General features: G+C 40.5%; 11 protein-coding genes. 9 read left to right on the top strand and 2 right to left on the bottom strand.

Annotation, left to right across the window (positions count from 1 at the left end; genetic code table 11):
• The first annotated feature begins 330 nt into the window (after positions 1–330).
• From rpsL to QM409_RS09140, 8 genes are all read left to right on the top strand, one after another.
• On the top strand, positions 331–744 hold the full coding sequence (rpsL, locus tag QM409_RS09105) for a 30S ribosomal protein S12 (RefSeq protein WP_001142332.1): 414 nt from the start codon (positions 331–333) through the stop codon (positions 742–744).
• A gap of 19 nt (positions 745–763) precedes the next feature.
• Positions 764–1234 (top strand): 30S ribosomal protein S7, encoded by a 471-nt coding sequence (gene rpsG / locus QM409_RS09110; protein ID WP_000087873.1) that lies wholly within the window; start codon positions 764–766, stop codon positions 1232–1234.
• A 394-nt stretch (positions 1235–1628) separates the two neighbouring features.
• Entirely contained in the window at positions 1629–3710 is a 2082-nt protein-coding gene (gene fusA / locus QM409_RS09115) for an elongation factor G (RefSeq protein ID WP_000090348.1), read from the top strand.
• A gap of 325 nt (positions 3711–4035) precedes the next feature.
• Entirely contained in the window at positions 4036–5736 is a 1701-nt protein-coding gene (locus QM409_RS09120; RefSeq protein ID WP_000411736.1) for an acetolactate synthase large subunit, read from the top strand.
• Positions 5729–6205 (top strand): acetolactate synthase small subunit, encoded by a 477-nt coding sequence (gene ilvN, locus QM409_RS09125; protein WP_414305570.1) that lies wholly within the window; start codon positions 5729–5731, stop codon positions 6203–6205. The genes QM409_RS09120 and ilvN overlap by 8 nt, the downstream gene beginning before the upstream one ends.
• A 66-nt stretch (positions 6206–6271) precedes the next feature.
• Positions 6272–7294, top strand: coding sequence for a ketol-acid reductoisomerase (gene ilvC, locus QM409_RS09130; protein WP_000290683.1), 1023 nt, complete (start codon positions 6272–6274; stop codon positions 7292–7294).
• 112 nt (positions 7295–7406) lie between these two features.
• Positions 7407–8657, top strand: coding sequence for a threonine ammonia-lyase IlvA (gene ilvA, locus QM409_RS09135; RefSeq protein WP_125392904.1), 1251 nt, complete (start codon positions 7407–7409; stop codon positions 8655–8657).
• 837 nt (positions 8658–9494) lie between these two features.
• Positions 9495–9710 (top strand): hypothetical protein, encoded by a 216-nt coding sequence (locus QM409_RS09140; RefSeq protein ID WP_001130035.1) that lies wholly within the window; start codon positions 9495–9497, stop codon positions 9708–9710.
• A gap of 89 nt (positions 9711–9799) precedes the next feature.
• On the opposite strand, the gene QM409_RS09145 is transcribed toward QM409_RS09140, so the two are convergent.
• Both QM409_RS09145 and QM409_RS09150 read right to left on the bottom strand, forming a co-directional pair.
• Positions 9800–10540, bottom strand: coding sequence for an amino acid ABC transporter ATP-binding protein (locus QM409_RS09145; RefSeq protein ID WP_000189477.1), 741 nt, complete (start codon positions 10538–10540; stop codon positions 9800–9802).
• Positions 10540–12105: an ABC transporter substrate-binding protein/permease gene (locus tag QM409_RS09150; protein ID WP_414305569.1), complete on the bottom strand. Its 1566-nt coding sequence runs from the start codon at positions 12103–12105 to the stop codon at positions 10540–10542. Before QM409_RS09150 ends, QM409_RS09145 begins: the two co-directional genes overlap by 1 nt.
• 138 nt (positions 12106–12243) lie before the next feature.
• On the opposite strand from QM409_RS09150, the gene QM409_RS09155 reads away from it, so the two are divergent.
• A complete protein-coding gene (locus tag QM409_RS09155; protein WP_084925624.1) occupies positions 12244–14133 on the top strand; it encodes a DUF2207 domain-containing protein in 1890 nt (629 codons plus the stop codon).
• Positions 14134–14150 lie beyond the last annotated feature (17 nt).

Consider the following 14150-nt stretch of genomic DNA (forward strand, 5'->3'; position numbering starts at 1 on the left):
TTTATATTTTGTCATAGTAGATCTCATTTCTAACTCAAACGTCTCACACTTAATTCCACCATAAAAATCCGTTTTAGACTAATTTCCACTTTGGTCAGGCAAGTGGAAGTTACTTTGAGAAGTTACCTAAAAAATTCTACCGCATACAAAAAAGAAAAATATCTTGACAAGCAAGGGAAAAATTTGTTACAATGATAGACGGTACTTTTTACTTTTGGTCTCTCAAGAGTGTACAGGGACGTGCTGACAAATGTTGCAAAAGTACACACAGATGATAGCTGTCACCAAGTGTATCATCACCAAAAATAAAAAAAACACAGGAGAATGTAGATGCCTACAATTAACCAATTGGTTCGCAAACCGCGTAAATCAAAAGTAGAAAAATCTAAATCACCAGCTTTGAACGTTGGTTACAACAGTCATAAAAAAGTTCAAACAAACGTTTCTTCACCACAAAAACGTGGTGTTGCAACTCGTGTTGGAACAATGACACCTAAAAAACCTAACTCAGCCCTTCGTAAATTCGCTCGTGTACGTTTGAGCAACCTTATCGAAGTTACTGCCTACATCCCAGGTATCGGACACAACTTGCAAGAGCACAGCGTGGTTCTTCTTCGTGGTGGACGTGTAAAAGACCTTCCAGGGGTACGTTACCATATCGTCCGTGGTGCACTTGATACTGCAGGTGTTAACGATCGTAAACAAGGCCGTTCAAAATACGGTACTAAACGTCCAAAAGCATAAGGAAAGGGGATAAAGAGAAATGAGTCGTAAAAATAGAGCTCCAAAACGTGACGTATTGCCAGATCCGCTTTACAATTCACAACTAGTTACTCGTCTTATCAACCGCGTTATGCTTGATGGTAAACGTGGTACAGCTGCTTCAATCGTTTACGGTGCCTTTGAGCAAATCAAAGAAGCTACTGGAAACGATGCACTTGAAGTATTTGAAACAGCTATGGAAAACATCATGCCTGTACTTGAAGTACGTGCACGTCGTGTTGGTGGTTCTAACTACCAAGTCCCAGTTGAAGTTCGTCCAGAACGTCGTACAACACTTGGACTTCGTTGGTTGGTAACAATCGCTCGTCTTCGTGGTGAACACACAATGCAAGACCGTCTTGCAAAAGAAATCTTGGATGCTGCTAACAACACTGGTGCAGCTGTTAAGAAACGTGAAGACACTCACCGTATGGCTGAAGCTAACCGTGCATTCGCACACTTCCGTTGGTAAGATAGGATGCGAAAGCGTTAAGAAAGTCCCAGAGAAAATAGGGAATCAAAGCAGGTTGCGATTGCAACCAATGAGATTCATCTTTATCTCCAGACTTTTAGCTTGAGCTCAACTAAATCATGATGCTAGGAACGGTAAGGATGCAAGGTGAAAATAGGAAACTGACGCAGTATTCGACGAATACAAGGAAGTTTATCTTTTTCACACAGCATCCCGTTCCGGCTCAAATCGGCTAATTAACTTTAGCCCGAGTTCAATTCAACTTGTAAATCTACAAGTTGAAACCAACAATAGCATGAAAACATTGAGAACGGGTAGGTCCTGCCTATCCGTTTTTATTAAAATCGTGTTATAATAGAATAGAAATCAAAAATAAATAGGAGAAACAAACCTCATGGCACGCGAATTTTCACTTGAAAAAACTCGTAATATCGGTATCATGGCTCACGTCGATGCTGGTAAAACAACAACTACTGAGCGTATTCTTTACTACACTGGTAAAATCCACAAAATCGGTGAAACTCACGAAGGTGCGTCACAAATGGACTGGATGGAGCAAGAGCAAGAGCGTGGTATCACTATCACATCTGCTGCGACAACAGCTCAATGGAACAACCACCGCGTAAACATCATCGACACACCAGGACACGTGGACTTCACAATCGAAGTACAACGCTCTCTTCGTGTATTGGATGGTGCGGTTACCGTTCTTGACTCACAATCAGGTGTTGAGCCTCAAACTGAAACAGTTTGGCGTCAAGCAACTGAGTACGGAGTTCCACGTATCGTATTTGCCAACAAAATGGACAAAATCGGTGCTGACTTCCTTTACTCTGTAAGCACACTTCACGATCGTCTTCAAGCAAATGCACACCCAATCCAATTGCCAATCGGTTCTGAAGATGACTTCCGTGGTATCATCGACTTGATCAAGATGAAAGCTGAAATCTATACTAACGACCTTGGTACAGATATCCTTGAAGAAGACATCCCAGCTGAATACCTTGACCAAGCTCAAGAATACCGTGAAAAATTGATCGAAGCAGTTGCTGAAACTGACGAAGAATTGATGATGAAATACCTCGAAGGTGAAGAAATCACTAACGAAGAATTGAAAGCTGGTATCCGTAAAGCGACTATCAACGTTGAATTCTTCCCAGTATTGTGTGGTTCTGCCTTCAAGAACAAAGGTGTTCAATTGATGCTTGATGCGGTTATTGACTACCTTCCAAGCCCACTTGACATCCCAGCGATCAAAGGTATCAACCCAGATACAGATGAAGAAGAAACTCGTCCAGCATCTGATGAAGAGCCATTTGCAGCTCTTGCCTTCAAGATCATGACAGACCCATTCGTAGGTCGTTTGACATTCTTCCGTGTTTACTCAGGTGTTCTTCAATCAGGTTCATACGTATTGAACACTTCTAAAGGTAAACGTGAGCGTATCGGACGTATCCTTCAAATGCACGCCAACAGCCGTCAAGAAATTGACACTGTTTACTCAGGTGATATCGCTGCTGCCGTTGGTTTGAAAGATACTACAACTGGTGACTCATTGACAGATGAAAAAGCTAAAATCATTCTTGAGTCAATCAACGTTCCAGAACCAGTTATCCAATTGATGGTTGAGCCAAAATCTAAAGCTGACCAAGACAAGATGGGTATCGCCCTTCAAAAATTGGCTGAAGAAGATCCAACATTCCGCGTTGAAACAAACGTTGAAACTGGTGAAACAGTTATCTCTGGTATGGGTGAGCTTCACCTTGACGTCCTTGTTGACCGTATGCGTCGTGAGTTCAAAGTTGAAGCAAACGTAGGTGCTCCTCAAGTATCTTACCGTGAAACATTCCGCGCTTCTACTCAAGCACGTGGATTCTTCAAACGTCAGTCTGGTGGTAAAGGTCAATTCGGTGATGTATGGATTGAATTTACTCCAAACGAAGAAGGTAAAGGATTCGAATTCGAAAACGCAATCGTCGGTGGTGTGGTTCCTCGTGAATTTATCCCAGCGGTTGAAAAAGGTTTGGTAGAATCTATGGCTAACGGTGTACTTGCAGGTTACCCAATGGTTGACGTTAAAGCTAAGCTTTACGATGGTTCATACCACGATGTCGACTCATCTGAAACTGCCTTCAAGATTGCGGCTTCACTTGCTCTTAAAGAAGCTGCTAAATCAGCACAACCAGCTATCCTTGAGCCAATGATGCTTGTAACAATCACTGTTCCAGAAGAAAACCTTGGTGATGTTATGGGTCACGTAACTGCTCGTCGTGGACGTGTAGATGGTATGGAAGCACACGGTAACAGCCAAATCGTTCGTGCTTACGTTCCACTTGCTGAAATGTTCGGTTACGCAACAGTTCTTCGTTCTGCATCTCAAGGACGTGGTACATTCATGATGGTATTTGACCACTACGAAGATGTACCTAAGTCAGTACAAGAAGAAATCATTAAGAAAAACAAAGGTGAAGACTAATCAGTCTTCACTCTAGAAGGAAGTCACTTAGTGGCTTCCTTTTTTTTGGATTGTTACGATAAATTTTATAAATTCTGTAAATGTGCACTCAAAAAACTTTATCTAAAAATTAGTTGAAATAATTTGCGAAGGACATTCATAATATAAATGGAAATAACTTGAAAAAGAATATAAAATACCTTTTAAAACTCATAAAAACAAAATGATTATTCATAAATAAACGTTAAAATAGAAAATTCAGAAAATTTCTTCTTTTCTCTTGAAAAATTTTGAAAAAATGGTATGATAGAAACAAGTTATTTTTAAGAGAAGAGAAAGGGGAACAATGGAGAAAATCAGTTTAGAATCTCCTAAGACGGGGTCGGACCTAGTTTTGGAAACACTTCGTGATTTAGGAATTGATACCATCTTTGGTTATCCTGGTGGTGCAGTCTTGCCTTTTTATGATGCGATATATAATTTTAAAGGCATTCGCCACATTCTAGGACGCCATGAGCAAGGTTGTTTGCATGAAGCTGAAGGTTATGCCAAATCAACTGGAAAGTTGGGTGTTGCCGTCGTCACTAGCGGACCGGGAGCAACAAATGCCATTACAGGGATTGCGGATGCCATGAGCGACAGTGTTCCCCTTTTGGTCTTTACAGGTCAGGTGGCGCGAGCAGGGATTGGGAAGGATGCCTTTCAGGAGGCAGACATTGTGGGAATTACCATGCCAATCACTAAGTACAATTACCAAGTTCGTGAGACAGCTGATATCCCTCGAATCATTACGGAAGCTGTCCATATCGCAACTACAGGTCGACCAGGGCCAGTCGTCATTGACCTACCTAAAGACGTATCTGCTTTGGAAACAGACTTCATCTATTCACCAGAAGTGAACCTACCAAGCTATCAACCGACTCTTGAGCCAAATGATATGCAAATCAAGAAAATCTTGAAGCAATTATCCAAGGCTAAAAAACCAGTCTTGCTAGCTGGTGGTGGGATTAGTTATGCTGAAGCAGCTGCTGAATTAAATGAATTTGCAGAGCGATATCAAATTCCGGTGGTAACCAGTCTTTTGGGGCAAGGAACGATTGCAACAAGTCATCCACTCTTCCTTGGAATGGGGGGGATGCACGGGTCATTCGCAGCAAATATTGCCATGACGGAAGCTGACTTTATGATTAGTATTGGTTGCCGTTTCGATGACCGCTTGACAGGAAATCCTAAGACCTTCGCTAAGAATGCCAAGGTTGCTCACATTGATATTGACCCAGCTGAGATTGGCAAGATTATCAGTGCAGATATTCCTGTAGTTGGAGATGCTAAGAAAGCCTTGCAAATGTTACTAGCAGAACCGACAGTTCATAACAATACTGAGAAATGGATTGAGAAAGTTACTAAAGACAAGAACCGTGTTCGTTCTTATGACAAGAAAGAGCGTGTGGTTCAACCGCAAGCCGTTATTGAACGCATTGGTGAATTGACGAACGGGGATGCCATTGTGGTCACAGACGTTGGTCAACACCAAATGTGGACAGCTCAGTATTATCCATACCAAAATGAGCGTCAGTTAGTGACTTCAGGCGGTTTGGGAACGATGGGATTCGGAATTCCAGCAGCAATTGGAGCTAAAATTGCTAACCCAGATAAGGAAGTGGTCTTGTTTGTTGGGGATGGTGGTTTCCAAATGACTAACCAGGAATTGGCTATTTTGAACATTTACAAGGTGCCAATCAAGGTGGTTATGCTGAACAACCACTCACTTGGAATGGTCCGCCAGTGGCAAGAATCCTTCTATGAAGGTAGAACATCTGAGTCGGTCTTTGATACTCTTCCTGATTTCCAATTGATGGCACAAGCTTATGGTATTAAAAACTATAAATTTGACAATCCTGAGACCTTGGATCAAGACCTTGAAGTCATCACTGAGGATGTTCCTATGCTAATCGAGGTAGATATTTCTCGTAAGGAACAGGTGCTACCAATGGTACCAGCTGGTAAGAGTAATCATGAGATGTTGGGGGTGAAGTTCCATGCGTAGAATGTTAACAGCAAAACTACAGAATCGTTCAGGAGTCCTCAATCGTTTTACTGGCGTTCTATCTCGTCGTCAGGTTAATATCGAAAGCATCTCTGTTGGAGCAACAGAAGATCCGAATGTATCGCGTATCACCATTATTATTGATGTAGCTTCACATGATGAAGTGGAGCAAATCATTAAGCAACTTAATCGTCATATTGATGTGATTCGCATTCGAGATATTACAGACAAGCCTCATTTGGAGCGCGAGGTAATTTTGGTTAAGATGTCAGCACCAGCCGAGAAGCGCGCTGAGATTTTAGCGATTATTCAACCTTTCCGTGCAACGGTGGTAGATGTAGCGCCAAGCTCGATTACTATTCAAATGACAGGAAATGCTGAAAAGAGTGAAGCTCTGTTGCGAGTCATTCGACCATACGGTATTCGCAATATTGCTCGAACGGGTGCCACTGGATTTACCCGTGATTAAAAATCCAACTTAAATTTGTTAATCCAGCCTAAAAGGCAATAAATAATAGAAAAGAGAGAAAAAACTATGGCAGTTCAAATGGAATACGAAAAAGATGTTAAAGTAGCAGCACTTGACGGTAAAAAAATTGCCGTTATCGGTTATGGTTCACAAGGACATGCGCATGCGCAAAACTTGCGTGATTCAGGTCGCGATGTCATCATCGGTGTACGTCCAGGTAAATCTTTTGATAAAGCAAAAGAAGATGGATTTGACACTTACACAGTAGCAGAAGCTACTAAATTGGCTGACGTTATCATGATTTTGGCACCAGACGAAATCCAACAAGAATTGTACGAAGCAGAAATCGCTCCAAACTTGGAAGCTGGAAATGCAGTTGGGTTTGCCCATGGCTTCAACATCCACTTTGAATTTATCAAAGTTCCTGCGGATGTAGATGTCTTTATGTGTGCTCCTAAAGGACCAGGACACTTGGTGCGTCGTACTTATGAAGAAGGATTTGGTGTTCCAGCTCTTTACGCAGTATACCAAGATGCAACAGGAAATGCTAAAAACATTGCTATGGACTGGTGTAAAGGTGTTGGAGCAGCTCGTGTAGGTCTTCTTGAAACAACATATAAAGAAGAAACTGAAGAAGATTTGTTTGGTGAACAAGCTGTACTTTGTGGTGGTTTGACTGCCCTTATCGAAGCAGGTTTCGAAGTCTTGACAGAAGCAGGTTACGCTCCAGAATTGGCTTACTTTGAAGTTCTTCACGAAATGAAATTGATCGTTGACTTGATCTACGAAGGTGGATTCAAGAAAATGCGTCAATCTATTTCAAACACTGCTGAATACGGTGACTATGTATCAGGTCCACGTGTAATCACTGAACAAGTTAAAGAAAATATGAAGGCTGTCTTGGCAGACATCCAAAATGGTAAATTTGCAAATGACTTTGTAAATGACTATAAAGCTGGACGTCCAAAATTGACTGCTTACCGTGAACAAGCAGCTAACCTTGAAATTGAAAAAGTTGGTGCAGAATTGCGTAAAGCAATGCCATTCGTTGGTAAAAACGACGATGATGCATTCAAAATCTATAACTAATTGATAGAAAGTAAGGTGAAGGCGAGTTGGGGGACTAACTCGCTTTTATAATCAATTCATCTCTTTTTAAAAGATGGATTACGATAAGTTTGAAATAGTCTAGGAGAAAATGATGTTAAGTTCAAAAGATATAATCAAGGCTCATAAAGTCTTGAACGGTGTGGTTGTGAATACCCCACTGGATTACGACCATTATTTATCGGAGAAGTATGGTGCTAAGATTTATTTGAAAAAGGAAAATGCTCAACGTGTTCGTTCTTTTAAAATTCGTGGTGCCTATTATGCCATTTCGCAGCTCAGCAAGGAAGAGCGTGAGCGTGGGGTAGTCTGTGCCTCTGCGGGGAATCATGCACAGGGAGTTGCCTATACTTGTAATGAAATGAAGATTCCTGCTACTATCTTTATGCCCATTACTACTCCGCAACAAAAAATTGGTCAAGTTCGCTTTTTTGGTGGGGACTTCGTAACTATTAAACTAGTTGGAGATACTTTTGATGCTTCTGCTAAAGCAGCTCAAGAATTTACAGTTTCTGAAAATCGTACCTTTATTGATCCCTTTGATGATGCCCATGTTCAAGCTGGTCAAGGGACAGTTGCTTATGAGATTTTAGAAGAAGCTCGAAAAGAATCGATTTATTTTGATGCTGTCTTGGTTCCTGTTGGTGGTGGCGGTCTCATTGCTGGGGTTTCTACCTATATCAAGGAAACAAGTCCAGAAATTGAAGTCATTGGGGTAGAGGCTAATGGAGCGCGTTCCATGAAGGCTGCTTTTGAAGCTGGTGGACCTGTTAAACTCAAAGAAATTGACAAATTTGCGGATGGGATTGCTGTGCAAAAGGTAGGTCAGTTGACCTATGAAGCAACTCGTCAACATGTTCAAACTTTGGTAGGTGTCGATGAGGGATTGATTTCTGAAACCTTGATTGACCTCTACTCTAAGCAAGGGATTGTCGCAGAACCTGCTGGAGCTGCTAGTATCGCTTCTTTAGAGGTTTTGGCTGAATATATCAAGGGGAAAACCATTTGTTGTATCATTTCTGGAGGAAATAATGATATCAACCGTATGCCAGAAATGGAAGAGCGTGCCTTGATTTATGATGGAATCAAGCATTACTTTGTGGTTAATTTTCCACAGCGTCCGGGGGCTTTGCGTGAATTTGTAAATGATATCTTGGGGCCAGATGATGATATCACACGTTTTGAGTATATCAAACGAGCTAGCAAGGGGACAGGCCCAGTATTGATTGGGATTGCCTTGGCAGATAAGCATGATTATGCAGGCTTGATTCGTCGAATGGAAGGTTTTGATCCAGCTTATATTAACTTAAATGGTAACGAAACGCTCTATAATATGCTTGTCTGAGGACTAATAAAAAAATATCATATTATTTGCACAATTGATGTATAGGTGCTATAATGAAGATGAAGAAAGGGGGCGATTCCTATGGACTTAGGAAATCGGTTACGCTATTTCTATCATAACTCATTATAGTACCTATGTTTTTTGATTCAGTTTATAGTAAGGGAGTAAAATTACTTGTTATATGTAAGGAGTTTTTTGAAATCTACTATTTTATATATAGCTAATCTGAAATTTGGCTAAATATAATAGGAATTAGAAAAAATAATCAATACTAATGAGAAGCCTTATACTGAGTTAACTGAGAAGAGTGATAAGATACTAAGAAGATAAAAACAGTGGAAAATGTTGGAAGATAGGATACTATTGTTTCCTAACTACTCATCTTTTTATAGGTTTGAAGAAATAAAAAGTAAACTTGATAAAGTAAATAAATAGTACAAGTTGACCAAATGATTGAATGCTGGTGCAGACATGAAAAAGTCTAAAAGGAGAAAAATACTCGTTAGAAATGGTTTAGAGCAGAAGATTATTTTGTCAAATTTTTTTGTTTTACAGTGGAATAAATAATATGAAATAAGATTAGAATATGTCTAGATTATCGAGAATCAGCATCTGTCAAATATGAATATTATTACATAAATAAGATTTAATAATACAATTGTTTTAAAGAACTATAAAAATTGTTTTCGACAGTGAAAAACCTATATATTATAAGCTTTAATAAGATAGCAAGTAAAAATAAGGGCGTTTATTTTATTGAATATATGTTTTTTTATTGACAAAAAGCATAAAAGCGTATACAATTAAATATCGTAAATAAGAAAATAGGAGAAAGACATGGCTAAGTCAAACTTTGAAAAAGTAGAATCAGTTGTTGGCTGGGTTCGTGATAAGAAAATCACAGGCTACCGTATCTCTAAAGAAACGAATGCTCGTGAAATGTCTATCATTGCTCTAGCGCAGGGGCGTGCAAAAGTTAAAAATATTTCGTTTGAAACGGCTCTAGGTTTAATTGATTTCTATGATAAAAATCATGAAAAATTTGAAGATTAATCTTTGGATAATGGTGGATTCTTGAATAGGGTCTGCCTTTTCATTTATAGGATAACAAAAAGACTGCACAAGGATGCAGCCTTTTCTTTTTATTTGAGATAGCGTTGAAGGAACTCTTTTGTACGATCTTCTTTAGGATTGGTAAAGAGGTCTTCTGGTTTGCCTTCTTCAGCAATCACACCCTTATCCATAAAGATAACACGGTGAGAGACGTCACGGGCGAATTCCATTTCGTGGGTTACGACAATCATAGTCAAGCCTTCCTGAGCCAGATCTTGCATGATTTTGAGGACTTCTCCAACCATTTCTGGATCGAGAGCTGATGTTGGTTCATCAAAGAGAATGGCGTCAGGATTCATTGAAAGGGCACGAGCGATGGCCACACGTTGTTTTTGACCACCTGAGAGTTGTTTTGGTTTGGCTTGCCAGTAGCGTTCCCCCATGCCGACCTTTTCTAGGTTTTCTTTGGCAATCTTTTCAGCTTCTGTACGTTCGCGTTTAAGGACAGTTGTCTGAGCGACAATTGTGTTTTCAAGCACGTTGAGATTTTCAAAGAGGTTAAAGGATTGGAACACCATCCCCAACTTTTCACGGTATTGCGTGAGGTCATAGCCTTTTTCGAGGACGTTTTGTCCATGATAAAGGATTTGTCCATCAGTTGGCGTTTCAAGGAGGTTAATGGAGCGTAGGAAGGTTGATTTTCCGCTTCCAGAGCTTCCGATGATAGAGATGACCTCTCCCTTGTGGACAGTCAGAGAAATGTCTTTTAGCACTTCGTTTTGTCCATAGGATTTTTTGAGGTGTTTAATTTCAAGGATTGCTTGTGTCATTATTTCAAATCCTCCGTTTGCATTTGGTTAGCACCTGTAGTATAGGTATCCATGTCCATGCGGCGTTCGATGAAGCGTAGGATACGTGTTACGGTAAAGGTGAGGACAAAGTAAATCACGGCGATGATTGTAAATGTCTGGAAGTATTGATAGGTTTGCGTTGCCACGGTATTTCCTGAGAAATAAAGTTCGACAACAGAGATAACGTTCAATACAGATGTATCTTTGATATTGATGACAAATTCATTACCAGTTGCTGGTAGGATATTGCGGACAACCTGAGGTAGGACAATCTTACGCATGGTTTGGTTATGGGTCATACCAAGAGCAGTCGCGGCTTCAAATTGTCCCTTGTCAACTGCTAGGATACCACCACGAACAATTTCAGTCATGTAGGCACCGGTGTTGATCGAAACGATGAAGATAGCAGCCAGTGTACGGTCAAGGTTGATACCGAAAGCTTGGGCAGTTCCATAGTAGATAACCATCGATTGAACAATCATTGGCGTACCACGGAAAATTTCAATGTAGACATTGAGGATCCAGCCGACTAGTTTTTGTAGACCATAAATGGCTTTATTCTCAGATAGAGGAGCAGTACGGAAGACACCAATGGCAAGGCCGATAATGAGACCTATGATGGTTCCGACGATAGAGATTAAAAGAGTGACACCAGCACCACGCAAAAGTTGTTGCCAGTTTTCAGAAAGAATTTTAGCGACTTGGCTAAAGAAACTACTGCTAGTCTCTTCAGTTGTTGTAGCTTCGGCAGGTTGTTCCTTGATCATACGATCCATCAAGGCAACTTGATCGTCTTTTGAAATGGTTTCAATGCTGGCATTGATTTGGCTAATACGGTTGTCATCTTTACGAAGTCCAATGGCGATAGCTGTATCTTCTTCCCCAGTTTTAAAACCTGGCTCTACTTGAATCATCTTGAACTTAGAGTTAGCAGCTTCAGCAGTCAGAGCTTCTGGGCGTTCAGAAACATAAGCATCAATGACACCAGCCTCAAGAGCTTGGCGCATTTGAGCGAAGTCTCCCATGGCAGTTTCTTTTTTAGCGCCTGGGATTTGACCAATCAAGTCATAAAGATAGACACCTTGTTGAGAAGTGATTTTTGCACCGTTAAAGTCATCCAAAGATTTTGCGTTTGCATAAGTAGAATCTTTTTTGACAAGCAAAACTGGTTCGCTAGTGTAGTAACTGCTTGAAAATGCAATTTCTTGTTTGCGTTCGGCAGTAGGACTCATACCAGCGATAATCATGTCAATCTTACCAGAAGTAAGGGCAGGAACTAGGCCTTCCCACTTGGTTTTAACAACCAAAGGTTCTTTACCTAAGTCCTTAGCGATTTTCTTGGCGATTTGAACATCGTATCCGTTAGCATACTGGTTAGTCCCATCGATTTTGACAGCCCCATTGCTATCATCATCCTGAGTCCAGTTAAAGGGAGCATATGCTGCTTCCATCCCGATGCGTAAATATTCATCGGCTTGGGCAACATTGACAAGTCCCAGCATCAGCAAGAGACTTGTGAAAATAGATAAGTATATTTTTCTCATGATTTCTCCTATTTCTAATCTATTAAAAAATAACTGTCTCCTATTTTATCGAAAAAAACTCTATTTTTCAATACAGGTAAGCCCTTACTTGAGAAAAAATGATATAATGATAGCAAAGATAAAAAGGGGGCTTAGTTGATGAAAAAAACTTTTTTCTTACTGGTTTTAGGCTTGTTTTGCCTTCTGCCACTCTCTGTTTTTGCCATTGATTTCAAGATAAACTCTTATCAAGGAGATTTGTATATTCATGCAGACAATACGGCAGAATTTAGACAGAAGATAGTTTACCAGTTTGAGGAGGACTTTAAGGGTCAAATTGTGGGACTTGGACGTGCTGGCAAGATGCCTAGCGGATTTGACATTGATCCTCATCCAAAGGTTCAGGCCTCGAAAAATGGTGCTGAACTAGCAGACGTTACTAGCGAAGTGATAGAAGGAACAGATGGTTATACTGTTAAAGTTTATAATCCAGGTCAAGAAGGCGACACAGTTGAAGTTGACCTCGTTTGGAACTTAAAGAATTTGCTTTTCCTTTATGATGATATCGCTGAATTAAATTGGCAACCTCTGACAGATAGTTCAGGGGCTATTGGGAAGTTTGAATTTCATGTAAGGGGAGACAAGGGGGCTGAAAAACTCTTTTTCCATACAGGGAAACTTTTTAGAGAGGGAACGGTTGAAAAGAGTAACCTTGATTATACTATCCGTTTAGACAATCTTCCGGCTAAACGTGGAGTTGAGTTACATGCCTATTGGCCTCGGACCGATTTTGCTAGCGCTAGGGATCAGGGATTGAAAGGGAATCGTTTAGAAGAGTTTAATAAGATAGAAGACTCGATTTTTAAAGAAAAAGATCAGAGTAAACAACTCGTTACTTGGGTGTTTCCTTCCATACTTTCCATCTCTCTGTTATTGAGCGTCTGCTTCTATTTCATCTATAGAAGAAAGACCACTCCTTCGGTTAAATATGCCAAAAATCATCGTCTCTATGAACCACCAATGGAATTAGAACCTATGGTTTTATCAGAGGCTGTCTACTCGACTTCCTTGGATGAAGTGAGTCCTCTAACCAAAGGAGCTGGCAAATTCACCTTTGACCAACTTATTCAAGCTACCTTGTTAGATGTGATTGACCGTGGAAATGTCTCTATTATTTCAGAGGGAGATGCAGTTGGCTTGAGACTGGTAAAAGAAGACGGTTTGTCCAGTTTTGAGAAAGACTGTCTAAATCTAGCTTTTTCAGGCAAAAAAGAAGAAACTCTTTCCAATTTGTTTGCGGATTACAAGGTATCTGATAGTCTTTATCGTAGAGCAAAAGTTTCTGATGAAAAACGGATTCAAGCAAAGGGGCGTCAGCTCAAATCTTCTTTTGAAGAAGTATTGAAAGAGATGCAAGAAGGAGTGAGAAATCGGGTTATCTTCTGGGGACTTCCAGATTATTATCGTCTTTTAACTGGTGGGGAAAAGGCCTTGCAAGTAGGTATGGGTGTCTTGACTATCTTGTCCCTATTTATCGGATTTGGTTTGTTCTTGTACAGTTTGGATGTTTATGGATATCTTTACATCCCCTTGCCAATACTTGGTTTTCTAGGTTTGGTTTTGGCTGTTTTCTATTATTGGAAGCTTCGATTAGATAATCGTGATGGTGTCCTAAATGAAGCAGGAGCAGAAGTATACTATCTCTGGACCAGTTTTGAAAATATGTTGCGTGAGATTGCACGATTGGATCAGGCTGAATTGGAAAGTATTGTGGTCTGGAATCGCCTCTTGGTCTATGCAACCTTATTTGGCTATGCGGACAAGGTCAGCCATTTGATGAAGGTTCATCATATCCAAGTGGAAAATCCAGATATCAATCTATATGTAGCTTATGGCTGGCATAGTATGTTTTATCATTCAAGCGCGCAAATGAGCCATTATGCTAGTGTCGCAAATACAGCAAGTACCTACTCCGTATCTTCTGGAAGTGGAAGTTCTGGCGGTGGCTTCTCTGGAGGCGGAGGTGGTGGCAGTATCGGTGCCTTTTAAAGAGAGCTATCACTGGC

Origin of the sequence: Streptococcus mitis, from assembly GCF_047465045.1 — a bacterium.
GTDB lineage: Bacteria > Bacillota > Bacilli > Lactobacillales > Streptococcaceae > Streptococcus > Streptococcus mitis_DT.

Excerpts from the sequence above, each read along its gene's own strand:
- rpsL (WP_001142332.1), top strand. The coding sequence starts at position 331 with ATGCCTACAATTAACCAATTGGTTCGCAAACCGCGTAAATCAAAAGTA.
- rpsG (WP_000087873.1), top strand. The coding sequence starts at position 764 with ATGAGTCGTAAAAATAGAGCTCCAAAACGTGACGTATTGCCAGATCCG.
- fusA (WP_000090348.1), top strand. The coding sequence starts at position 1,629 with ATGGCACGCGAATTTTCACTTGAAAAAACTCGTAATATCGGTATCATG.
- QM409_RS09120 (WP_000411736.1), top strand. The coding sequence starts at position 4,036 with ATGGAGAAAATCAGTTTAGAATCTCCTAAGACGGGGTCGGACCTAGTT.
- ilvN (WP_414305570.1), top strand. The coding sequence starts at position 5,729 with ATGCGTAGAATGTTAACAGCAAAACTACAGAATCGTTCAGGAGTCCTC.
- ilvC (WP_000290683.1), top strand. The coding sequence starts at position 6,272 with ATGGCAGTTCAAATGGAATACGAAAAAGATGTTAAAGTAGCAGCACTT.
- ilvA (WP_125392904.1), top strand. The coding sequence starts at position 7,407 with ATGTTAAGTTCAAAAGATATAATCAAGGCTCATAAAGTCTTGAACGGT.
- QM409_RS09140 (WP_001130035.1), top strand. The coding sequence starts at position 9,495 with ATGGCTAAGTCAAACTTTGAAAAAGTAGAATCAGTTGTTGGCTGGGTT.
- QM409_RS09145 (WP_000189477.1), bottom strand. The coding sequence starts at position 10,540 with ATGACACAAGCAATCCTTGAAATTAAACACCTCAAAAAATCCTATGGA.
- QM409_RS09150 (WP_414305569.1), bottom strand. The coding sequence starts at position 12,105 with ATGAGAAAAATATACTTATCTATTTTCACAAGTCTCTTGCTGATGCTG.
- QM409_RS09155 (WP_084925624.1), top strand. The coding sequence starts at position 12,244 with ATGAAAAAAACTTTTTTCTTACTGGTTTTAGGCTTGTTTTGCCTTCTG.